This is a genomic window from Streptomyces sp. NPDC107538, from assembly GCF_055657445.1.
Map to the genome: position 1 here is coordinate 302,989 of NZ_JBVKAY010000006.1, position 21,916 is coordinate 324,904.

The 21,916-nt window shown below is 71.9% G+C and carries 17 protein-coding genes; 9 read left to right on the forward strand and 8 right to left on the reverse strand.

Going from position 1 to position 21,916, the window contains the following annotated elements; translation table 11 throughout:
- Positions 1-48: 48 nt before the first annotated feature.
- Genes ACZ7MG_RS23105 through ACZ7MG_RS23130 form a run of 6 tightly spaced genes read left to right on the forward strand, consistent with a single transcriptional unit; the run spans position 49 to position 9,491 of the window.
- The gene (locus tag ACZ7MG_RS23105) at positions 49-933 is read left to right on the forward strand and encodes a carbohydrate ABC transporter permease (RefSeq protein WP_471391321.1); all 885 of its coding nucleotides are present in this window, start codon (positions 49-51) and stop codon (positions 931-933) included.
- Positions 930-1,817: a carbohydrate ABC transporter permease gene (locus ACZ7MG_RS23110; RefSeq protein ID WP_471390697.1), complete on the forward strand. Its 888-nt coding sequence runs from the start codon at positions 930-932 to the stop codon at positions 1,815-1,817. Before ACZ7MG_RS23105 ends, ACZ7MG_RS23110 begins: the two co-directional genes overlap by 4 nt.
- A gap of 47 nt (positions 1,818-1,864) precedes the next feature.
- On the forward strand, positions 1,865-2,953 hold the full coding sequence (locus ACZ7MG_RS23115; RefSeq protein WP_471391318.1) for an alkaline phosphatase family protein: 1,089 nt from the start codon (positions 1,865-1,867) through the stop codon (positions 2,951-2,953).
- Positions 2,950-5,922 (forward strand): glycoside hydrolase family 2 TIM barrel-domain containing protein, encoded by a 2,973-nt coding sequence (locus ACZ7MG_RS23120; protein ID WP_471390694.1) that lies wholly within the window; start codon positions 2,950-2,952, stop codon positions 5,920-5,922. The genes ACZ7MG_RS23115 and ACZ7MG_RS23120 overlap by 4 nt, the downstream gene beginning before the upstream one ends.
- Before the next feature lie 25 nt (positions 5,923-5,947).
- Positions 5,948-7,777, forward strand: coding sequence for a LamG-like jellyroll fold domain-containing protein (locus ACZ7MG_RS23125; protein ID WP_471390692.1), 1,830 nt, complete (start codon positions 5,948-5,950; stop codon positions 7,775-7,777).
- A gap of 34 nt (positions 7,778-7,811) precedes the next feature.
- Positions 7,812-9,491: a PHP domain-containing protein gene (locus ACZ7MG_RS23130; RefSeq protein WP_471390690.1), complete on the forward strand. Its 1,680-nt coding sequence runs from the start codon at positions 7,812-7,814 to the stop codon at positions 9,489-9,491.
- Between the two features lie 13 nt (positions 9,492-9,504).
- On the opposite strand, the gene ACZ7MG_RS23135 is transcribed toward ACZ7MG_RS23130, so the two are convergent.
- Positions 9,505-10,695 carry a helix-turn-helix domain-containing protein gene (locus ACZ7MG_RS23135; RefSeq protein WP_471390688.1) on the reverse strand — a complete coding sequence of 397 codons (1,191 nt, stop codon included), beginning with the start codon at positions 10,693-10,695 and terminating at the stop codon, positions 9,505-9,507.
- 543 nt (positions 10,696-11,238) lie between these two features.
- Between ACZ7MG_RS23135 and ACZ7MG_RS23140 the strand changes: the two genes are divergently transcribed.
- Positions 11,239-11,670 carry a peptidase inhibitor family I36 protein gene (locus tag ACZ7MG_RS23140; protein ID WP_471390685.1) on the forward strand — a complete coding sequence of 144 codons (432 nt, stop codon included), beginning with the start codon at positions 11,239-11,241 and terminating at the stop codon, positions 11,668-11,670.
- A gap of 58 nt (positions 11,671-11,728) precedes the next feature.
- On the opposite strand, the gene ACZ7MG_RS23145 is transcribed toward ACZ7MG_RS23140, so the two are convergent.
- The 4 genes from ACZ7MG_RS23145 to ACZ7MG_RS23160 are packed head-to-tail and all read right to left on the reverse strand — an operon-like array spanning position 11,729 to position 15,579.
- Positions 11,729-12,184 (reverse strand): MaoC family dehydratase, encoded by a 456-nt coding sequence (locus ACZ7MG_RS23145; RefSeq protein ID WP_471383013.1) that lies wholly within the window; start codon positions 12,182-12,184, stop codon positions 11,729-11,731.
- Positions 12,185-12,216: 32 nt separating this feature from the next.
- Positions 12,217-13,722, reverse strand: a complete 1,506-nt coding sequence (locus ACZ7MG_RS23150; protein ID WP_471383014.1) for an acyl-CoA synthetase — start codon at positions 13,720-13,722, stop codon at positions 12,217-12,219.
- Between the two features lie 49 nt (positions 13,723-13,771).
- The gene (locus ACZ7MG_RS23155) at positions 13,772-14,650 is read right to left on the reverse strand and encodes an amidohydrolase family protein (protein ID WP_471383979.1); all 879 of its coding nucleotides are present in this window, start codon (positions 14,648-14,650) and stop codon (positions 13,772-13,774) included.
- A gap of 11 nt (positions 14,651-14,661) precedes the next feature.
- Positions 14,662-15,579 (reverse strand): SDR family NAD(P)-dependent oxidoreductase, encoded by a 918-nt coding sequence (locus ACZ7MG_RS23160; protein ID WP_306819826.1) that lies wholly within the window; start codon positions 15,577-15,579, stop codon positions 14,662-14,664.
- 227 nt (positions 15,580-15,806) lie between these two features.
- Between ACZ7MG_RS23160 and ACZ7MG_RS23165 the strand changes: the two genes are divergently transcribed.
- Positions 15,807-16,232 carry a MarR family winged helix-turn-helix transcriptional regulator gene (locus tag ACZ7MG_RS23165; RefSeq protein ID WP_471383981.1) on the forward strand — a complete coding sequence of 142 codons (426 nt, stop codon included), beginning with the start codon at positions 15,807-15,809 and terminating at the stop codon, positions 16,230-16,232.
- 7 nt (positions 16,233-16,239) lie between these two features.
- A complete protein-coding gene (locus ACZ7MG_RS23170; RefSeq protein ID WP_471383016.1) occupies positions 16,240-17,094 on the forward strand; it encodes an IclR family transcriptional regulator in 855 nt (284 codons plus the stop codon).
- 4 nt (positions 17,095-17,098) lie between these two features.
- Here ACZ7MG_RS23170 and ACZ7MG_RS23175 read toward each other — a convergent pair whose 3' ends face one another.
- The 3 genes from ACZ7MG_RS23175 to ACZ7MG_RS23185 form a co-directional block, all read right to left on the reverse strand.
- Positions 17,099-18,898, reverse strand: coding sequence for a sulfatase-like hydrolase/transferase (locus tag ACZ7MG_RS23175; RefSeq protein ID WP_471383018.1), 1,800 nt, complete (start codon positions 18,896-18,898; stop codon positions 17,099-17,101).
- Positions 18,899-19,216: 318 nt separating this feature from the next.
- Complete coding sequence (locus tag ACZ7MG_RS23180; RefSeq protein WP_471383020.1) at positions 19,217-20,314, reverse strand: serine hydrolase domain-containing protein; 1,098 nt, start codon at positions 20,312-20,314, stop codon at positions 19,217-19,219.
- A gap of 93 nt (positions 20,315-20,407) precedes the next feature.
- Positions 20,408-21,847, reverse strand: coding sequence for a Fic family protein (locus tag ACZ7MG_RS23185; protein WP_471383022.1), 1,440 nt, complete (start codon positions 21,845-21,847; stop codon positions 20,408-20,410).
- Between the last annotated feature and the right edge of the window lie 69 nt (positions 21,848-21,916).

Here is a 21,916-nt window from a genome sequence, read left to right on the forward strand (position 1 = left end):
CCGCGGCGCACCCCGCCCGCGGGCGTCGCGCGGCCCACACGGCGCGGGGTGCTGTCGTACTGGCGGCAGTACCTGGCGATCTCGCCCTTCTATCTGGTCTTCCTCGTCTTCTCGTTCGTCCCCGTCTTCTACTCGCTGTATCTGTCCTTCCAGCGCTACGACGGCCTGGGCACCAAGGAGTTCGTGGGTCTCCAGCAGTTCGAGTTCCTGTGGAGCGACCCGGTCTTCTGGCTGTCGATCCGCAACACCCTGCTGATCTGGGTCCTGTCCACCGTCCCCACGCTCTTCGGCGCCCTGGTGCTGGCCACGCTGCTGCACTCCGTGCGCCGCTTCAAGGGCTTCTACCGCATCGCCCTCTACGTCCCGAACGTGACGTCGATCGTCGCCGTGGCGATCTTCTTCGGCGCGGTGTTCAGCAACGACTTCGGTCTGGTCAACGCGATCCTGGGCACGGTCGGCATCTCCCCCGTGCCGTGGCTGAGCAACCCGTGGCTGATCAAGGTGGTCATCGCGCTGCTGATGACCTGGATGTGGACCGGCTACAACATGATCATCTATCTGGCCGGCCTCCAGGCCATTCCGCAGTCGGTCTACGAGGCGGCCAAGATGGACGGGGCCGGACCGATCCGCACGTTCTTCCAGATCACCATCCCGATCATGCGGCCGATCATCCTGTTCACCGTCGTCATCTCGACCATCAACGGTCTGCAGAGCTTCAGCGAACCCCAGGTCCTCTTCGCCAGCAACGCCGCCAACCAGAACCTCGGCGGCCCGGGACAGGCGGGCCTGACCACGCTGCTGTACTTCTACCAGTCGGCCTTCCTCGACAACGACTACGGCTACGGCGCGGCCATCGTCTGGGCCTTCTTCGTACTGATCATCGTGCTCGTCGTCATCAACTGGCGCATCGTGCAACGAGGGAGGAAGTCATGACGACCGCCACCACGCCGCGGCCGGCCACGGAAGCGAAGCCGACCCCGGGCGCGAAGGGGTCGCGCCGGCCCAAGGGCCTGTCCGCGCACGTCTTCCTGATCCTCGCGGTCGTGATCTCGATCTTCCCGTTCGTGTGGACGATCGTGATGGCGACCAACACCACCCGGGACATCTACAAGAGCCCGCCCAAGCTGACCTTCGGCTCCCATCTGCTGGAGAACATCCGGGGTGTGCTCGACACCGTCGACTTCTTCGGTTCGATGCTCAACACGGTCGTCATCGCGTCCGTGACCACGGTCCTGGTCCTGTTCGTCGACTCCCTGGCGGCCTTCGCCTTCGCCAAGTTCGAGTTCCCCGGGCGCAGGTTCCTCTTCGGCACGCTGCTGGTGTTCATGATGCTGCCGCTGCAGCTGGCCGTGCTGCCGCAGTTCATCCTGATGTCCGAGCTCGGCTGGGTCGGCATGCTCAAGGCCCTGGTCTGGCCCGCGCTGTCCAACGCCTTCGGCATCTTCTGGCTGCGCCAGTACATCGAGAACGGGGTGCCCGACGAACTGCTGGACGCGGCCCGCATCGACGGCGCCGGGTTCTTCCGGCAGTACTGGAACGTCGCGCTGCCGATGATCAGGCCCGCGATGTCCTTCCTCGCCATCTACGCCTTCGTCGGTGCCTGGAACGACTACGTCTGGCCGCTGATCGTGCTCACCAACCCCGAGCACGTCACGCTCCAGGTGGAGCTGGCGCAGCTCAACGTCGGCCACAACACCGACTACAGCATGGTCATGGCCGGTGTGCTCATGGCCTCCCTCCCACTGGTGATCGTCTTCGCGGTCTTCGCGCGCGGCTTCATCGCGGGCGCCACCGAGGGCGCGGTCCAGGGCAGTTGAACCGCGGTACGCCGGCTAGCGGGCCGGTGCCGAGACAGAGGGGCGCGGTGGTGGACACCGAGAGCGGCGGGCGGCCGGAGCGCGGCAGGGTACTGGTGGTGGGCATGGACGGGGTGCGCTTCGACCTGCTGACCCGGTCCTGGCCGCCGGCCGGTGGGGCACTCGCCTCGCCGTCCCCGGCGCCCGTGCTGCACGGGCTGATGGCGGCGGGCGCGTACGGGAGCAGCCTGCTGCCCTACGGCGAGGCGGACGGCCAGGCCGAGGGCGGGCCGTCCACCAGCATGGCCTACACCGACTCCGGGCCCGGCTGGTCGAGCGTGCTGACCGGGGTGTGGCCCGACCGGCACGGGGTGACGGGCAACGACTTCGCCGGCGCCGACTACGCCCGCCACCCCGACTTCCTCAGCCGGGCGGCCACCGCGCGGCCGGGGCTGCGTACGGCGGCGGTGGTGTCCTGGCCGGAGCTGGTGCTGCGCGGCACGCTCGGCCCGGCCGTCGGCACGCGGGTGTGGTTCGACGGCGAGTCCGACGGTTACGAGAGCGCGGACCTCCTGGTTGCCCGTACCGCCGTGCGCCGGCTCACCGAGGGCGACCCTGACGTGCTGTTCGTCTACTTCGGCGCCACCGACGAGGCCGGCCACGCCACGGGCCCGCTCAGCCCCGCCTACGACCGTGCCCTCCTCGCCCAGGACGCCCACCTCGGGCACCTGCTGGACACGATCGCCGCCCGCCGCTCGGACCCCGCGCGCGCGGACGAGCGCTGGACGGTCGTGGTCACCACGGACCACGGCCACGTCGACGAGGGCGGCCACGGCGGCGACACCCACGCCGAGCGGGAGGTCTTCGTCGTCCTCGCCGAACTCGGAACGGCCGGAGAGCCGGGGACGGCCGTAGAGCCGGGGACCGTTGCTGTGGTCGGCGCGGGCAGCGCAAGCGGCGAGCCCGGCGCCGACGGCACGGACGGTGCCCCCACGGTCCCCGGAACCCCGCTGGACTCCCCCGCGCTCGTCGACATCGCGCCCACCGTCCTGGACCGGCTCGGCATCCCCGTCGATCCCGCCTGGGGCCTGCCGGGGCGCGTCCTGCCCCGGCCCGTCACCTCACCCCTGTCACCCCCGACTTCGGAACGGTCATGACCGACGCACTCTTCGCCCTGCGCCCCTGGAACTCGCCCGAGGTGACCTCCTGGGGTCGGCTGCCCATGAACGCCGTGGACCGGCGTGAGGGGGCCGTGTCGCTCGACGGGCGGTGGCGGTTCCAGCTGCTGTCGTCGCCCGAGTTGGAGCCCGGGCCCGGCTGGTCCTGGGCCGAGCTGCCCGGCTCCTGGGCGCTCGACGTGGCGGAGGACCCGCCGCAGTACACCAATGTGCGGATGCCGTGGGCGCAGTTCCCGCCGGACTCCCCGCCCGAGAACCCGACCGGGGTGTACGAGCGGGAGGTCGACATCCCCACCGAGTGGGCCGGGCGCCGGATCGTCCTGCACGTCGGCGCCGCCGAGAGCGTGCTGCTGGTCCAGGTGGACGGGCGGCCGGCCGGGGTCTCCAAGGACTCCCATCTGGCCGCCGAGTTCGACCTCACCGGTCTGGTCCGGCCCGGCCACCGGGCGACCGTACGGCTCACGGTGGTGAAGTGGTCCGACGCCTCGCACATCGAGGACCAGGACCAGTGGTGGCTGGGCGGCATCACCCGCCCCGTGCTGCTGTACGCCACCGATCCGCTGTATCTCGCGGACGTGACCGTGCGGGCGAGCCGCGACGGGGAGCTGCGGGTGGACTGCCGGGTGCGCGCGGCGGCGGGGACGGCGACGGGAGCGCTGCCCGCCGGGTGGTACGTCGGCGGGAAGCTGGCCGGTCCGGAACTGGACGGGCTGGAGCTGGCCCAGGACCGGGAGTTCGACCGGTTCAACGCGGAGGACGAGCGGGTCTCCGACTTCCTCGGCGAGGCCCGGCTGGGGACGGTCGTCCCGGACGTACGGACCTGGAACGCCGAGACCCCCGAGCTGTACGACCTCACCGTCCGGCTGCACCGCGCGGACGGCACGGTGGCCGACACCTCGCACCACCGGGTCGGCTTCCGCGACGTCGAGATCCGGGGCCGGGACCTGCTGGTGAACGGGGAGCGGGTCTACATCCGGGGCGTGAACCGGCACGACTTCCATCCGCTGACGGGGCGGACGGTGTCGTACGAGGACATGCGCGCGGATCTGCTGACGCTGAAGCGGTTCGGGTTCAACGCGGTCCGCACCTCCCACTATCCGGGCGACCCGGCCCTGTACGACCTCACGGACGAGCTGGGCTTCTACGTCGTGGACGAGGCGGACATCGAGTCGCACGACCACGCGCACGAGATCGCCGACGACCCGCGCTATCTGAACGCGTTCGTGGACCGGGTCTCGCGGATGGTCCTGCGGGACAAGAACCATCCGTCGGTGATCGTCTGGTCGCTGGGCAACGAGTCCGACTACGGCGCCAACCACGACGCGGCGGCGGGCTGGCTGCGCCGCCACGACCCGACGCGGCCGGTGCAGTACGAGGGCGCGGCGAAGCTGGACTGGGCGGCGACGAGCGACGCCTCCGACATCGCCTGCCCGATGTACGCGCCGATCGAGGACTGTGTGGCGCACGCGCTGTCGGGCGAGCAGACCAGGCCGCTGATCCAGTGCGAGTACTCGCACGCCATGGGCAACAGCAACGGCACGCTGGCCGACATGTGGGCCGCCATCGAGGCAACCCCAGGTCTTCAGGGCGGGTTCATCTGGGAGTTCTGGGACCACGGCATCCTCCAGCGTGTGAACGACGGACGACCGGCCGGGCGTGGGGGCGCCGGGCTGTACGAGAACGGAGTCGCCGGACCCGGGATGCGCTGGGCCTACGGCGGCGACTTCGGCGAGACGATCCACGACGGCGCCTTCATCGCCGACGGGGTGGTCTTCCCCGACCGGACGCCCAAGCCGGTGATGTTCGAGCACCGGGAGATCGCCGCCCCGGTGCGGCTGTCCGTGGAGGGCGAGGGTGCCTGGCGGGTGCTGCGGGTGCACAACCGGCAGCACTTCCGGGACCTGTCGTGGCTGGCCGCCGAGTGGGAGTTCGCGGCGGCCGACGGGGGCAGTTGGACGGTTCCGGCCCAGCTGCCCGCCGTACCGCCCGGCGGCTCGGCGGTGATCGACCGGCCCGAGGTGGCGGGCGGGGCGGGCGAGGTGTGGCTGACGCTGCGGGTGACGACGGCCGGCGACGAGCCCTGGGCGCCGCGCGGCACCGAGGTCTGCTGCCCGCAGGTCCAGTGGTATCCGGCGGAGGAGGGTGAGCCGCTGGTGGGCGCCGAGGAGGACCTCGGGCACATCCCGCCGCCGGAGACGGACGAGACCGGGCTGCTGCTGCACCCGCTGCTCGCCTCCCCGCCGATGCTGAGCCTGTGGCGGGCCCCGACCGACAACGACGTCCTCGGCGGCATGGCCGGACGCTGGCGCGACCTGGGCCTGGACCGCGCGGTGCGTGAGCCGGTGGCCGTGGAGCGCAAGGGGTCGACCGTGCGGGTCCGGTCCCGGTGGGCGACCGGTGCGGGGGCCGTCGAGCACGAGCAGGCGTTCACGGCGCTGGTGGACGGCCGGGTGCTCGTCGAGGAGACCGCGATCCTGCCCGAGGAGCTGACGGACGTGGCCCGGGTCGGCACGGTGTTCGAGACCGGCGCCGGCTTCGACCGTCTCGCCTGGTACGGGCAGGGCCCCTGGGAGAGCTACCCGGACCGCGCGGCAGGAGCGCCCGTAGGACACCACTCGGCGCCCGTGGACGCGCTGTTCACCCCTTATCTGCGGCCCCAGGAGAGCGGAGGCCGGCACGGTGTACGGCACTTCACGCTCTCCGGGGACGACCATGTCCTGTCGGTACGGCTGGACGGACCCCGCCAGGTCTCGGTCACCCGGCACCGCGCGGAGGACCTGACGGCCGCCGGACACCACGACGAACTGGTGCCCCGGCCGGGCTGCGTGGTCCACATCGACGCGGCGCACCGGGGGCTGGGCACCGCCTCGTGCGGACCCGACACCTCGCCCGAGTATCTCGTCGCCCCGGGCGTCCACCGCTGGTCGTGGACGCTGCGGGCCCTCTGAACCACGAACCCCTTACGGAGTCACTGTGTGCACCTCGCACGAACCCGGGCAGGAGTCTGCCCAGGCCCAGTCGGGCAGACGCAACTTCCTCCGCGCCACGGCGCTGCTCGGCGCGGCGGCGACCGTCTCGCTGCCCGCCGTGGCTCAGGCGGCCCCCGAGCGCTGGAGGCCCGACACCATGAGCCGCCGCTTCACTCTCGCCGTCATGCCCGACACCCAGTACCTCTTCGACGGGCCCAGCATCGACAGGGAGCCCGTCGAGGCGTCGTTGCGCTATCTGCTGGAGCATGGCGCGGACGACAACATCGTGTTCCTGTCCCACCTCGGAGACCTCACCCAGAACGGCACCGCGCAGGAGACCGCGGCGATCGGCGAGGCGTTCCGGCTCCTCGACCGCAAGGGCGTCGGCTACAGCGTCCTCGCGGGCAACCACGACGTGCGTTCGTCCACCGACGACCAGCGCGGCTCGACACCCTACCTGGATGTCTTCGGGCCCTCCCGCTTCAAGGGGAAGCCGACCTTCGGGGGCGCCTCCCCGGACGGCTACAACTCCTTCCATCTGTTCGAGGCGGGTGGCCGGGAGTGGATGGTGCTCGCCCTGGACTGGCGGCTCTCCGCGAAGGGCTTCGCCTGGGCGAAGGACGTCCTGGCCGAGCACCCGCGCACACCGGTCGTCCTCACCACGCACGAGCTGGTCGACGGGGACGACTCCCTCTCGTCGTACGGGCAGACGCTCTGGGACCAGCTGGTCAAGAACCACGACCAGATCTTCCTCACCCTCAACGGGCACTACTGGCCGGCGGGGCGCGCGACGCGGAAGAACAGCGCCGACAACGATGTCCACCTGCACCTCACGAACTACCAGAACCGGTACTTCGGCGGCGCGGCGATGATCCGGCTCTACCGCTTCGACCTCGACCGGAACACCATCGACGTGGAGACGGTCTCCCCGTGGATCCTGGGCCGGGCGGCCAAGGGCCTCAACGAGCTGGAGCGGCAGGAGAGCGAACTCTCCGGCGACGCCGACCGGTTCACGGTCGACATCGACTTCGAGAAGCGGTTCGCCGGTTTCGCGCCGGTGCCCGCGCGGGCGGCCCGCCCGGTGTCGAAGATGCTGATACCCGGCACGGTCGCCTACTGGCGGTTCGACGGCCAGGAGGACGGAGCGGCCGTCAGCGGGACGGTCCGGGACCGCTCGGGGCGCGGCAACGACCTCGACCTGGTCACGGTCGGCGGGGGCACGCTCACCTGGTCCGCCGACCACCACCCGGACCAGCCCGGCCACGGCAGCCTGGAGTTCCACGGCGGCAAGCCCCCGCTGAAGGGCGCGTATCTGCGGACGGTCGACGGGGCGCCGCTCAACTCGGCCACGTTCAAGAACGGTTACACCATCGAGGCGTTCTACCGGCTGCCCGCCGACTGGAACCCCTCGAACCACGCCTGGGCCGGCATCCTCGGCCGGACCGGTACGGGTGGCGCGGCGGGCAAGACCGCCGACGACCCGGACGAGCCGCTGGCCACGCTGTCGCTGTCGAACGACCGGGAGCCGCAGTGGGCGGTGCGCCCGCTCAACCAGCAGGGCATCGCGACCAACTGGGGTCAGGAGACGCCGCTGGAGACCTGGTGGCACCTCGCGGTCGTCAACGACGGCAGGCACACCACGCTGTACGTCCAGGGCTGCCCGGTCGTGCGCAATCCGAAGGCGACGGCCGTCGGGCTGACCTCCGTGGGCCTTCCCTGGATCCTCGGCGGCTACGAGTACGCCGGGAAGATCGACCAGATCCTGCACGGGCGGCTCGGTGACGTCCGCGTCGTCGAACGGGCGCTGCCCGTCAAGTCGTTCATGAACCACTGAGCCGAATCCCTGAGACGCGAAGGAACCACAGATCATGTCCGATTCGCAGGAGCAGCAGCTGCCCGCCTGGGCCGACCCGTCCGTCTCCCCCGCCGACCTCGACCCGCAGGGCGTGTCCCGCCGCGGTCTCCTGCGCGGCGCGGGCCTGTTCGGCACCGCCTTCGCCCTGGGTGCCACGGGCGCCCTCACGGCACCGGCCTCCGCCGCCTCCCGCCACTACGGCGGTGAGGACCCTCGGCTCGCCTACCTCGTCGGTGACCACCACATCCACACCGTCTACAGCCACGACGCCAAGTACTCGTTCTCCCAACTGGCCGCGGCGGGCGCCAAGTACGGCCTCGACTGGATGGTGTTCACCGAGCACTCCAACTTCGGGCACGCCGACTTCGGTGCCTCGCTGGAGCACAAGGAGATCCTGAAGGCCCGCGCCGAGAACCCCCGGCAGCTGATCTTCCAGGGCCTGGAGTGGTACATCCCGGCCGCCGAGCACTGCACGGTCTTCACCACCCCCGGCCGCCACGAGGTCGACCTCCTCACCCGCTTCGAGCGCGCCTACGACGGCAAGCTGCTCAACTACACGGACGGTTCCGTGGGCGGCGCGGACACCGCCCGCAACGAGGCGCACGCCGTCAAGGCCATCAAGTGGCTGGCCCAGCAGCGGCGTTCGGGATACGTCGATGACGTCCTGGTCCTCGCCAACCACCCGCTGCGCCTCGGTATCGACTCCCCGCACGAGATGCGCAACTGGCGGGACGCGGCCCCCGAGATCATGATCGGTATGGAGGGCGCGCCCGGCGCCCAGGGCGCGGCGATACCCGGCTGGCGGGGCGCGACCTCGATGCGCGGCGAGTACGAGAACAAGCCGTCGGCCCAGTCCTGGCCCGGCTACCCGGCGGAGGCGTTCCTCACGTACGGCGGTTTCGACTGGTCGACGGCGACCGTGGGCGGCCTGTGGGACGCGATGCTGGCCGAGGGGAAGCTGTTCTCGATCACCACCAACTCGGACGCGCACCGCATCGTCTTCGACACCTGGAAGAACGGCGACTGGCCGGCCGGGCAGAACTTCGACAACACCGGCAAGCTGCCCGACCCGGTGAACACCGACACCCCGCAGCCCGGCAGCGACTTCTGGCCCGGCCAGTTCAGCCGCACCCATGTCGGCGTCACCCGGTACGGCTACCGCTCGGTGATGGCCGGGCTGCGCGCGGGCCGGGTCTGGGTGGACCACGGCCATCTGCTGGACGGCCTCGACGTCCGGGTGAAGCGCGACCGCGACCACGGGCGCGGCGTCACCCTAGGCGGCCGGCTGCGGGTCCGCAAGGGCGAGCGGCTCACCCTGAACGTGACGGTGACGACCGCCTCCCGTGCCAACGCCCAGGGAATCCTGCCGGAGTTGGCCCATGTCGACGTCATCCGGGGCGCGGTGCGCGGCCCGGTGAGCGACCGGGACGCCTGGCGGGCCCCCGCGACCAAGGTCGTCCACACCAAGGACGTCAGTGGCCGCAAGGGCACCTACACCCTGCGTATCCCGGTCACGGCCGGCGACGAGTCCTTCTACCTCCGGCTGCGCGGCAGCGACGGCAAGCGGAACGGGGCCGGGTATCTGGGCGCGTCCGTCGACCCGCACGGTCCGATCCCGCACACGCCGGGCGACGGGGACCCGTGGGAGGACACCTGGTTCTACTCCAACCCGGTGTTCGTGGACGTGAGTTGAGCATCAGGTCCGCTCAGGGGCGAGGACTGGGGCTGGGGCTGGGGCTGAACGCGCGGTCGCAGTGCGGCCAGTCGCCGAAGTCCCGGTCCTCGCTCCACAGCCGCTTCGCCGCGCGGATGTTCCACTCCGGGTCGAGCGCCTTGCGCGGTGTGCCGTCCAGCTCGCGCAGCCGGGCGTCGGAGATCTGGAACAGGCCCCAGTTCCGGGTGCCGTTGGTGTTCGGGAGGATGTGCAGCGGGTCGAGGAAGGACTGACAGTCGGCGATCGCCACCGCGCGGTCCGGGGCCTCGGTGAACACCGCACGGATCCGCCGGCGCACCTCGTCAGGCGTCCAGGTGTCCAGCCGGGCCCCGGACTCGTAGAGGGCCTTCTTGGTGGTGTCGCCGACGACGCCGTTGGGCGGTTCGATGCCCGCGATCACCTGGAAGGCGGTGACGCGGCGCAGTGTCTGCGGTCCGAAGTCGCCGTCCACGCCGATCTCCGCGCCCTTGGCGTGCAGCAGGCGCTGCACCTCGCGTACACAGGTGTCGTGCTGGCCCATGGCCACCACCTCCCGGCAGGTGGAGGTGAAGAGCGGCCGGGTGTCCTTCGGCCGCGACGAGTCGGCCTTCTTGCCGGTGCCGGCCTCGCTGCCCTCGGCGGACCCGAACGACGGCAGCGTCCAGGCCATCCCACCGAGGAACAGCACGGCCAGACCGACGGCCACGGCGACGCGCTTGTGCCGACGGCTCCACCCGGCGGCCCCGGAGCCGTGCGGGGGCTCCGACGGTCCGGACGCGGGCGCCCGCGTCCCGGTCACCGGCTCGGTTCGGTCGGCCTCCGGTTCCGGCGCCGTCGCCGGTTCCGGGGGCCCGGCGTCCGTGGACCGCGGCCCGGCGTCCGCGGGCTCCGGCTCGGCTTCCGTGGACGCGGCCCCGGCCCCGGCCCCGGACTCGGCGTCCGCGGCCTCCTGTTCCCGGGCGGCGTCCGCGACGGCCCACAGGCGGTGCAGCGTCCGTAGCTCCTCCGGGGTGGCTCCGCAGGCCACCGCGAGGCGGTGGACGGTGCCGTAGTCCTGCGGTACCGAACTGCCCAGGCAGTAGCGGTGCACGCTGGACCCGCTGGTTCCGGCCTTCGCGGCGAGGGCCGCGTAACTGAGTCCCGATCGCTCCTTGAGCGAGCGCAAACAGGCGGCGAACCGCTCGGACTCCGTGCACGCAGACACGGGCGTCCCCCCTTTTTTCACTTGCTGCCGCGCTGAAGGGCGGCGCCGCACGTGGGTCAGACGGCGGTGTGGTGTACGTGGATGAGAGAGCGCCCCCCTGGATCCCCCGATCCCCGCGCCCTCGGGCCTGTCGTCACATTCCCGTCGTCCGCCCGAAGGGCGGGCCCCGCGGCGTCTGGTGCGTGCTCTCGGCGTGCCGGGCGAAAGGCCTCGTACTGGACGTACTTGGGCTTTCGCCCGGTGCGGCGAGAGTGCGTGGCAGGCGTCGCGGGGCAGACGGGAATGTGACGACAGGCCCGAGCACACTGTGCCAGAAACAGACCGCCGGAACCTCGCCAACTCCAGCCACTTCCATAACGGATTGCTGACGACCGTCGCCGTGGCGTCCCAGCGCCGTCCCAGCGGGCGGGGAAGGCCGCAGGCCGGTCGTGGGACGGGCGTCCCAGCGTCCCACCAGCGGGGAAACGCTTGTACCGCCCCGCCGCCGCTTGCCAGCCTCGGGCCGACCGAGCACGCACCACCCCCCATCGAGGAGACTTCGCCGTGGCCCGATTCATGCCCCAGATCCTGCGCAACCGTCCGACGGCCGCCGTGTTCGCGATGAGTGTCGCGGCCGTCGCGTCCTTCGCCCTGCCGGCCTCCACCGCCCACGCGGCACCCACCGCGGTCGACTGCGCGTCCGGCAACGTCTGCTTCTGGACCGGGGCCAACTTCACCGGCCAGAAGTGCAGTTGGAGCGACGCCGACCCCGACTGGCAGTCCGGCAGCATCCGTTGCTCCTGGTCGGCCACGACCAACGTCAAGTCCGTCTGGAACGCGGGTACGTCCTCCAGCTTCACCGGCGTCGTCTACTACAAGGGCGCCAACCAGGACGAGGACGACCGCGCCGGCTGCACCCGCCAGCAGCACGGCGGCAACCTGGCCGGCACGTACAAGCTCCGCTCGCACAAGTGGACCACGGGCCGCTGCGGCTAGACCGAACAGCAGTGGGGCGGAACACCCTTGGAGGGTGTTCCGCCCCACTGCCGCGCTCTCAGGCGTAGAACCGGGACAGGCTCTGCAGCACGGCGGCCGGCTTGGGCGCGCCCTCGATCTCGATGGTGCCGTCGACGGTGATCTGCACCCCGCCCGGCACGTCCTCGACCGAGGCCAGCGTGCCGACCAGGCGGATCTTGGAGCCGACCTTCACCGGGGAGGGGAAACGGACCTTGTTCAGGCCGTAGTTGACCTTCGTCGACACGCCCTCGACGTCCAGCAGCTCGGTGAAGAGCGGGATGAACAGCGACAGGGTCAGATAGCCGTGGGCGATCGGCGCGCCGAAGGGGCCCTGGGCCGCCTTCCCCGGGTCGGTGTGGATCCACTGGTGGTCCCCGGTCGCGTCGGCGAACGTGTCGATGCGCTCCTGGGTGACCTCGATCCACTCGCTGGCCCCGAGGTCGCTGCCGGCGAGCTTCTTCAGCTCGTCGATGCCGTTGACGGTGATGCTCATGTTGCCTGCTTTCAAAGGGAGGTGATGACGAGTCAGCTGGTGCCGTAGCGCTTGCGCACCCGGGCCTTGAGGAGCTTTCCGGAGGCCGTGCGGGGCAACTCCTCGGCGACCACGACCGACTTGGGGATCTTGTACTTGGCCAGTCGTCCGGCGAGCGAGGCCAACACCTCGTCGGCGTCCAGCGAGACGCCCTCCCGGGGGACGACGACCGCGCGCGGCACCTCGCCCCACTTGTCGTCGGGGACGCCGATGACCGCGCACTCGACGATGTCGGGGTGGGCGAGGAGCTGGTCCTCGATCTCGGCGGGGTAGATGTTCTCGCCCCCGGAGATGATCATGTCCTTGATGCGGTCGACGATGAAGACATAGCCGTCCTCGTCGATCCGGGCGGCGTCCCCGCTGCGGAACCAGCCGTCGGCGAAGACCGCGGCCGTCTCCTCGGGCAGCCCCCAGTAGCCGGGCATGACGTGGGGGCCGCGGACCACGACCTCGCCGGGCTCGTCGATGTCGACCGGGGTCATGTCGGGCCGTACGACCCGTACATCGCTGAAGAAGTGCGGTACGCCCGCCGAGCCGGCCTTGCTCACGGCGTGCGCGGCGTCCAGGAAGAGCGTGCCGGGGGCGGCCTCGGTCATGCCGTAGCCCTGGAGGAAGGTGAGGCCGCGCTCCTGGAACCGGGCGATGAGCGGGGTCGGCACCGGGGAGCCGCCGCAGGAGAGCATGCGCAGCGACGACAGGTCGGCGTCGGCCCAGCGAGGATGCCGGGCGATCTGGTCGAACATGGTCGGCACGCCGAACATGAAGGTGATCCGGTGCCGTTCGATCAGATCGAAGGTGGCCTCCGGGACGAAGGCCTCGACCAGGACGCAGGTGCCGCCCTTGAGCAGCACGGGCAGGGTGAGCATGTTCAGCCCGGCCGTGTGGAACAACGGGGCGGAGACCAGGGCCCGTTCGTCGGTGATGATGTCCTGGTCGACGAGGACGTTGACGGCGTTCCAGATGATGTTGCCGTGCGTGAGCATCGCGCCCTTGGGGCGGCCGGTCGTCCCCGAGGTGTACATGATGATGCAGGTGTCGTCGGCGCCGACGGGCTGGTCGATCGGTTCGGCCTCGGCCCCCGCGAGCAGCGCCTCGTACTCCGCGCCGGTCTCCAGATACGTCCGTACGTCGGTCTCGCCGCCCGGCAGTCCGGCGACGAGCCCGGTGAAGGCGGGCCCGTACACCAGCGCCCTGGCCCCGGAGTCCGCCAGCTGGTAGGCGATCTCGGGGCCCGCGAGGCGGGTGTTGAGGGGGACGAAGACCGCGCCGAGGGTGCCGGCGGCGAACAGCGTCTCCAGGTACGAGGGGTGGTTGGGCCCCAGGTAGGCGATGCGGTCACCCCGGCGTACGCCGGCGGCGCGCAGGGCGTGCGCGAGGCGGGTGGTGCGCTCGTACAGCTGCCCGTAGGTGAGGCTGGTGTCGCCGTGGATCAGCGCGGTGCGCTGCGGGGTCTTGCGGGCCCGGCGGGCGGGCCACGACCCCAGTCCCTCATTGCGCATGTCTGTGCCCCTGTCCGTCCTTGCACATGGGGAGGTCCATCTGCGTCCTCTACGGTTTCGTCAGGCCGAGCAAACGGGCGGCGTTCTCCTTGAGGATCCTCGGCCTGACCTCGTCCTTGATCGGCAGCTTCTCGAAGTCGGCGAGCCAGCGGTCGGGGGTGAGGACGGGGTAGTCGGAGCCGAAGAGCACCTTGTCCTTGAGCAGGGTGTTCGCGTACTGCACCAGCTGCGGCGGGAAGTACTTCGGGGACCAGCCGGAGAGGTCGATGTGGACGCCCGGCTTGTGCGTGGCGACCGCCAGGGCCTCGTCCTGCCAGGGGAAGGACGGGTGCGCCAAGATGATCTTGAGGTGCGGGAAGTCGGCGGCCACGTCGTCCACGTGCAGCGGGTTGGAGTACTTCAGGCGGATGCCACCGCCGCCGGGGACGCCGGCGCCGATGCCGGTCTGCCCGGTGTGGAACAGGGCGATCGTGCCCGTCTCCTCGATGACCTCGTACAGGGCGTACGCGACCGCGCGGTCGTTGGGGAAGAAGCCCTGGACGCTGGGGTGGAACTTGAAGCCCTTCACCCCGTACTCCTCGACCAGACGGCGGGCCTGCTTGACGCCGGCCTTGCCGCGGAAGGGGTCGATGGAGGCGAAGGGGATCAGGACGTCCGCGTTGGCGGCGGCGGCCTCGGCGACCTCCTCGTTGGGGACGGGCTCGGTGCCGGTCGCGGACTCGGCGTCCACCGTGAAGATCACGGCGGCCATCTTCCGCTCGCGGTAGTAGGCGGCCGTCTCCTCCAGGGTGGGCTTCCGCTTGCCCTCGACCTTGAAGTAGGCGGAGGAGGCGTCGTGCAGTTCGTCGTCCAGCGACGACGTGCCCTTCTTCGAGGACACCTCGGCGTGGGTGTGGACGTCGATCGCGACGAGGTCGTCCACGTTCATGGCCTGGCTCATCACGCCTCCGGGATCTTCGGGGCGGGGATGCCCACGGTCTGCGGCTCGGCGCCCAGCGAGGTCGGCCAGACGTCGGCGAGGGCCTCGGGGGTCCAGCCGCCGTTCGCGTACGCCGTCTTGATCTCCTGCGGGTGCGACCAGAGTGCCACCTTGTCGCCGCCGATGCCGATGGCCTGGCCGGTGACCCCGCGCGCCGCCTCGGAGGCGAGGAACGGGACCAGGGCCGCGCAGTCCTCGGGGGTGCCGAAGCCCTCGCCCTTGCGCAGGAAGTCCGGGAACGGCTTGCCCTCGCGCAGGGCCTCCACGTACGGGGCGAAGACCGGGATGGTCTCGGTCATGGCGGTGGCGGCGACCGGGACGATCGCGTTGACGGTGATGTTCGCGCGGCCCAGCTCCATCGCCCAGGTGCGGGCGAAGGCGGCGATGCCGGCCTTGGCGGCGGCGTAGTTGGTCTGGCCGAAGTTGCCGCGCTGGCCCGCCGGGGAGCCGACCAGGATCAGGGAGCCGCCCTCGCCCTGCTCGCGCATACGGATCGCGGCGGCGCGGGCGCAGGTGAAGGTGCCCTTGAGGTGGGTGGTGATCACCGCGTCGAAGTCGTCGTCGGACATCTTCCACAGCACCTTGTCGCGGAGGATGCCCGCGTTGGTGACCAGGATGTCGAGGCGCCCGAACTCCTCCACCGCGCGGCCCACCAGGCGGTCGGCCGCCTCGGTCGTGCCGACCGCGACGACCTCGGCCACGGCCTTGCCGCCCGCCTCGGTGATGGACTTCACGGCCGCCTCGGCCACGGCCTCGTCGATGTCGTTGACGACGACGGAGGCGCCGGCGGCGGCGAGGGCCTGTGCGTAGGCCAGGCCGAGGCCACGGCCACTGCCCGTGACGACGGCGACCTTGCCGGTGAGATCGATGCTGGGCACGAGGGGGTCCCTTCGAGTGGCGGTGCGGCTTCGAGGTCGACGTGCGGCCTCGAAATCGAAGTTAAGAGCAATAGTTGTTGACGTCAATAGTTGTTGTTCCCCGGGCGTTGCGTCATGCTGGGAGCAGTACGTACGCGCCGCCCCTGCTCGGGGCCTCGACCAGGGAGCCCGCCATCGCCCGCCAGCAGACGCAGGACGCCGCCTCGATCGACGCGCACGAGCCGTGGATGCGCGGGCTGCACGCGGACACGGGCTATCTGCTGTACCGCCTGGGGCTGCGCTCCGGGCAGCTGTTCAACTCCTCCCTCCAGGAGTCGGGCCTGCGGCTGCGGCACTACGCGCTGCTGCGCTTCCTCGCCACGTCCCCGGGCGCGCTCCAGCGCGAGCTGAGCGCCTCGCTCGGTTACGACCCGAGTGCGATCGTCGGGCTGGTGGACGATCTGGAGAAGCTGGGCTTCGCCGAGCGGCGCCCCTCCCCCGACGACCGCCGCAGCCGGATCGTCGTGCTCACCGAGGACGGCCGGTCCTTCCTCCGGGACACCGACTCGGCCGGGCAGCGCGTCACCAACGAACTCGTGGAGCCCCTCGACGCCGCCGAGCGCGAGACCCTCCACGCGCTGCTGCAGAAGATCGCCGAGGCCGGACTGGGGTGACGCCGCCATGCCGATGACCACCGACGCGCTGCCGTCGCCCGGGGCGCCCCGGCCGCCGGTGCCACCGGGCGCCGGCCGCTCCGCGCCCGACCGGCTGCTCGCCGTGCTGGCCGCGTTCGACCACGACCATCCGGCGCTCTCCCTGACCGACATCAGCCGCCGGGCGGGGCTCACCCTCACCACCGCCCACCGGCTGGTGGGCGCGCTCACCGAGTGGGGTGCCCTGGAGCGGGACGCGGCCGGGATCTACCACGTCGGGCTGCGGCTCTGGGAACTGGCGGCGCTCGCCCCGCGCGGCCTGGCGCTGCGGCAGATCGCGCTGCCGTACCTGGAGGACCTGTACGAAGCGACGCACGAGAACGTGCAGCTCGCGGTCCGCGACGGCGACGAGGTGGTCTACATCGAGTGGCTCTCCGGGCGCTCGGCCGTCGGTGTCCACATCCGGGTCGGCGGGCGCTGGCCCCTGCACGCCACGGGCGTCGGCCTGGCGCTCCTCGCGTACGGCGACTCATCGTCCCAAGAGGTCTACTGCCAGGGGCCGTTGGCCTCCTTCACGCCGTACACCATCGCCGACGCGACCCGGTTGCGGCGCGTGCTGGCCGAAGTCCGGCGCACGGGTGTGGCGGTGAGCAGCCGTCAGGTCACCGAGGACGCGCTGTCGGTGGCCGCGCCGGTGCGCGGGCCGGGCGGGGCCGTGGTGGCCGCCGTGTCGGTCGTGGTGCCCCAAGTGGGCGCCCAGGTACCGGTGTTGACGCCCGCGGTACGGGTGGCGGCACGCGGCATCTCCCGGGCCCTGGGCTGGCAGCCGGACGAGCCCCGCCGAGGCTCGCTGATCCCGGGCCGCGGCCCGACCGCGTCCTGACCGTCTACACCCTGGCTGACGCCTGTGCCGTGTACGTCACCGGGGCGCCCGCGTGGGTGGCGGTGGCGCGGGCGGTGAGGCGGCCCTGGTCGGTGTCAACGGACGGGGTGACCTCCCAGCGGGCGACGAACCGGCCGGCGGAGCGGATACGGTCCGTCGTGGCCGTGCCGAGGCCCCGGACCTGCCAGCTGTTGGGCGCGGTGAGGGCGAGGCGGGCGGCGGTCCAGGGGCGGGCGGAGCCGTTGGCGAGGCTCGCGGTGACGAGGAACTTGCCGTCCTGGCGCGTCACTTGGAGGGTGACGCCGTAGGGCACGCGCCGGTAGTCGTCCACCCAGGAGGACCGCATCAGCCCGACCAGCGCGTCGGCCTGGGCGGGCCGGGCCGACGCCAGGTCGTCCCGCTCACCGGGGTCCCGGGCCAGGTCGTACAGCTCGACCTGCCACCGCTCGTCGGGCGCCTTCCGGTCCTGGCCGGGGGCGAACCGCACCGCCTTGAGGTCGCCGCGCCGCACCGCCTCGGCCAGGCGTCGCGCCCGGCCGCCGTCGACCCGGTCGGCGCGCGGGGTGACCCCGCTGTGGTTGCGGTAGAAGTACAGCTGGTCGTGGCGGGCGGCCTCGGCGCCGCCGGGGCGCAGCAGCGGGGCGGCGGAGAGCCCGTCGATGTCCGTCGGGGCGGGCGCGCCCGCGAGGTCGGCGAGGGTCGGCAGCAGATCGATCAGCGGGGTCGGCCGGTCGGTGGTGCCGACCGGGACGCGCTGCGGGGACCAGGCGATGAGGGGGACGCGGATGCCGCCCTCGTACAGGTTGCGTTTGTAGCCGCGCAGCGGGCCGTTGCCGTCAAAGAGGTCGGGGTCGGTGCCGCCCTCCTCGTGCGGGCCGTTGTCGCTGGTGACGAGGACGACGGTGCGCCGGTCGATGCCGTGCGCCCGGAGCCGGTCCACGAGGTTGCCGACGAGCGTGTCCAGGCCGGTGACCTGGGCGGCGTGCGCCTTGTCCGGCCGGGTCCAGGGCTCATCGGCGTACGCGCCGAGGTCCGGGGCGAGGCTCGGGGCGTGCGGCACGGTCGGGGCGAGGAACAGCAGGAACGGCTCGTCCTTGTGGGCGTCGACGAAGCCGAGCGCCCGCTCCTCGATGAGGTCGGGGGCGTAGACCCCGCGGGCGCCGTCCCGGTTGTCGGGGATGTCCTGCCTCTCGCCGTTGTCCCAGAGGTACGTCGGGTAGTAGTCGTGCGCGTGCTTGTGGGTGAGATAGCCGTAGAACTGCTCGAAACCACGGGAGTTGGGGTGGCTCGGCTGGTTCGGCCGCTCGGGTCCGAAGCCCCACTTGCCGATGAGTCCGGTGCGGTAGCCGAGGGCGCGCAGGGCCTCGGCGAAGGTGAAGTCCTGTTCGGTGAGCGCGCCTTGGCCGCCGGGCCCCCAGGGGTTCTCGCGGACCGTGGCGTGGCCGCTGTGCAGACCGGTGAGCAGGGAGCAGCGGGAGGGCGCGCAGACCGGGGCGGCGGCGTAGGCGTCGGTGAAGCGCAGCCCCTCGGCGGCCAGGGCGTCCAGGCGGGGGGTGTCGATGAGCTGCTGGCCGTAGGAGCCGAGTTCGCCGTAGCCGAGGTCGTCGGCGAGGACGACCACGAAGTTGAGCCGCTTCGACGGGGTGCGGGCGGCGGGTACGACCGGCGCGGACGGCCGGTCGACCTGCGGGGCGGCGACCTCGCGGGGCCCGGCCTTGCGTCCCTCGTGCGCGACACAGCCGGCCGCCGCCCCGGTCGCGCCGACGGCGGCGGTCCCGGCGAGGAAACGGCGGCGGCTGGGCATGCGGACTCCTGGGTGATGATCGGCGGGTGGTCGTGATCCGATGGTGGACGGGACGCGCGGAGCAACTCCATGCACAGGGCATGAACAGCTTGTTGCGGCCCTTGTCTCGGCCCTTGTCGCGGCTGGTCAGCGGAGGCCGCGGTGATCACCTGTGCGTCCCCCGCCCCTAGAGAGGGGGAATGCGGGGTTCTGGTTCCACCGGGTACGGACGATCTTGCCAGACGTCCGCGCACGCCAACGCACCGGCCCCAGGAGCTTCCCTGGGGCCGGTGCGTTCAGGCAGGTCTGTTCAGGCAGGTCCGTTCAGGCCGGGTTCGTTCAGGCCGACAGGCCCTCGTAGGTGGCCGCGAGGATCGAGAAGCCGCGGGCGTCGCCGAGGCCTTCGTCGATCATCTGGTTCATCACATACGCCACGGTCATCCGGGCGTCGAGGTCGACGAGGACGATCGAGCCGCCCCAGCCGGCCCAGAAACAGGTGCGGGGGTTGGGCAGTTGGCCGTTGTTCAGCCCGTAGCCCATGCCGTAGCGCATCGGGACGCCCAGCACGCTGTCCGTGCCGTCGAACTGCTCCTCGAAGACCCGCTCGCACCCCTGCTCCGACAGCAGCCGTACGCCACGCGCCGCGCCCCCGCAGGCCAGCAGGGACTGGACGGCGGCGACCGAGCGGGCGTTGCCGTGACCGTTCGCGGCCGGGATCTCGGCACGGCGCCACGCGGTGGTGTTGGCGACGCCGTCGGGGATGTCCGGGTTGGGCGGCGGGCCGCTCCGGGGCAGGGACGAGGGCGGCGCGATGATCGGCGCCACCCGGTGGTCGTGCTCGGCGGCCAGCCCGATGTGGAAGTCCGCGCCCAGCGGCCCGGTGATCTCCTCGGCGAGGAAGGTGCCCAGGCTGCGGCCGGTGACGCGGCGGACGATCTCGCCGAGCAGATACCCCTGGGTGACCGCGTGGTAGCCCGCCTCGGTGCCCGGCTTCCAGGCCGGTGCCTGTGCGGCGAGCCGCGCGGTGACGGTCGGCCAGTCGTACAGGTCCTCCAGCGTCGTGGGGGCCTCGAAGCGGGGCAGCCCGGCCGTGTGCGACAGCACATGCCGCACCCGGACGTCCTCCTTGCCCGCCGCCGCGAACTCGGGCCAGTACGTCGCCACCGGCGCGTCCAGGTCCAGTTCGCCCCGGTCGGCGAGCATCAGCACGCACAGTGCCGTCATCGTCTTGGTGGTGGACCACACATGGGTGAGCGTGTCCCGCTCCCACGGTGTGGTGCGTGCCGCGTCGGCGTACCCGCCCCAGAGGTCGACCACCGGCTCGCCGTCCACGTACACGGCGACCGACGCCCCCACGTCCTTGTCGTCCAGCGAGGCCGCGAGCGCCTCGCGCACCGCGGCGAACCGGTCCGTGCACGTGCCATGAGTCAACGCCATGGGGGGAAGGTAACGGCTCGCCCGGGGCGGATCCATCGAATAAATCGAATCGTAGGAACAGCGGCGCTCCTCGGTCGTGACCGGCGTGACCGCTCACCGGCCGGGGGTCGGGCTCGCCGCGCTGCGCCGGGTCTCCGTGAGGTGGATGTCGATGTACCGGGCGAGGGTCAGCGCGTCCGCGGGTTCGTCGGCCTGGAAGGTGACGCGGCGCAGCAGACCGACGCTGTCGAGCGCGACGCCCTCGCGGGCGAGGACGAAGACGAGGGCCAGGAACGCGGACCGGGCGTTGCCGTCGCCGAACGGATGGAAGAAGCAGACGTCGAGGCAGGCGCGGGCCGCGCGGGCGGTGAGCGGGAGGGGCCGCTCCGCGTGCCGCGCGCTCTCGGCCAGGCAGGCGTCGAGGCGGGCGAGGGTGTCCGGGCCGATCCCGTAGCGTTCCCGGCCTCCCTTGGCGAAGGCCGGCAGTTGGCGGAAGGGCGGTGGCTCCGGTGTGCCCAGGATGGGGCGCTGCCAGCGCTGGAGCAGGGCGAAGTCGAGGGCGGCTCCGCGCGCCGCGTCGGCCCGCGCCAGGTCCAGGGCGGCGAGCAGGCCCTCGGCCCGGCGGGGGTCCAGGGCGCCGTCGAAGGCGCGGACGTCCTCCGCCGCGCCGTCGCTCGACGGTGTCACCGGCCCGTCCCCGGCACTGTCGGGTACGTCCCGCCACGCCACGCCCGCGCGCACCGCGAGCCAGCGCTCCAGGTGGTCCGGCGGCGGTCCGGTGGGCCGGCCGGAGCGGGTGGACCGGGTGGACCGTGCGGCGTCGGCCGGCCGGAGGGCCCGCGCGAAGCTCTCCGCGACGTCGTCGACCAGCACCGGGTCCGGGTCGATCCAGCTCTCGAACCGCCCGCCGACCGTCTGCTCGACCAACTCCCGCGCGCGGTCGGGTGCGACGCCCCAGCAGCTGAGGAACCAGGTGAGCACCTGCCGGCAGTGCTTGTGCCAGCCGCCTCCGCAGCCGGTGCGGTCGACCACCTGGAGGATCAGGTGGCGGGCGGCGCGATCCCACAGGATCCGCTGGTCCGCCACGCCGACCAGGGTCAGCGGATACGCCCGGAAGCGGGCGGCGAGGTTCTCCAGCCACGCACGCCACTCGCACAGCGCCGCCACGACACGGTCGAGCGTCTCCTCCCGTGTGGTGATCGAGGCACGCGGGGTGTACCAGTGCCCGACGGGCCCGCCGCCGAAGTCGCCCTCGTCGTGCGCCCAGCGCCAGCCCACGGCCCAGCGGCCGTAGTGCTCGGCGAGGGCCTGCGACATGGCGTCGGCCCAGTGCCCCGGCCGGTTCCCGTAGCCGTCGTCCTCGGCCGCACGGCCGTCGGGCACATCGGGGTCGACGGGCGCATCGGGGCCGCCGAGCGCATGAGGATCGACGGGCACCTTCCGGGCGGGCCCGAGCGACCGCACCACCCGCGCCACCGACGCGCTGTCGAAGGGGTGACGGGCGGGGTCCACCTCGTCCCAGGTCAGCGAATGGGGTGCCAGCTCGACGAACACCCCGCAAGCCTGCCCGGCCGGTGGAATCCGGATCAAGCGGATTAGCTGAGGAGCGGAGCGGTCCCCCGC

Bases quoted from the DNA above. Each gene is read 5' to 3' on its own strand.
- ACZ7MG_RS23110 (WP_471390697.1), top strand. From the start codon at position 930: ATGACGACCGCCACCACGCCGCGGCCGGCCACGGAAGCGAAGCCGACC.
- ACZ7MG_RS23120 (WP_471390694.1), top strand. From the start codon at position 2,950: ATGACCGACGCACTCTTCGCCCTGCGCCCCTGGAACTCGCCCGAGGTG.
- ACZ7MG_RS23130 (WP_471390690.1), top strand. From the start codon at position 7,812: ATGTCCGATTCGCAGGAGCAGCAGCTGCCCGCCTGGGCCGACCCGTCC.
- ACZ7MG_RS23145 (WP_471383013.1), bottom strand. From the start codon at position 12,184: ATGAGCATCACCGTCAACGGCATCGACGAGCTGAAGAAGCTCGCCGGC.
- ACZ7MG_RS23150 (WP_471383014.1), bottom strand. From the start codon at position 13,722: ATGCGCAATGAGGGACTGGGGTCGTGGCCCGCCCGCCGGGCCCGCAAG.
- ACZ7MG_RS23155 (WP_471383979.1), bottom strand. From the start codon at position 14,650: ATGAACGTGGACGACCTCGTCGCGATCGACGTCCACACCCACGCCGAG.
- ACZ7MG_RS23165 (WP_471383981.1), top strand. From the start codon at position 15,807: ATGCGCGGGCTGCACGCGGACACGGGCTATCTGCTGTACCGCCTGGGG.
- ACZ7MG_RS23170 (WP_471383016.1), top strand. From the start codon at position 16,240: ATGCCGATGACCACCGACGCGCTGCCGTCGCCCGGGGCGCCCCGGCCG.
- ACZ7MG_RS23175 (WP_471383018.1), bottom strand. From the start codon at position 18,898: ATGCCCAGCCGCCGCCGTTTCCTCGCCGGGACCGCCGCCGTCGGCGCG.
- ACZ7MG_RS23180 (WP_471383020.1), bottom strand. From the start codon at position 20,314: ATGGCGTTGACTCATGGCACGTGCACGGACCGGTTCGCCGCGGTGCGC.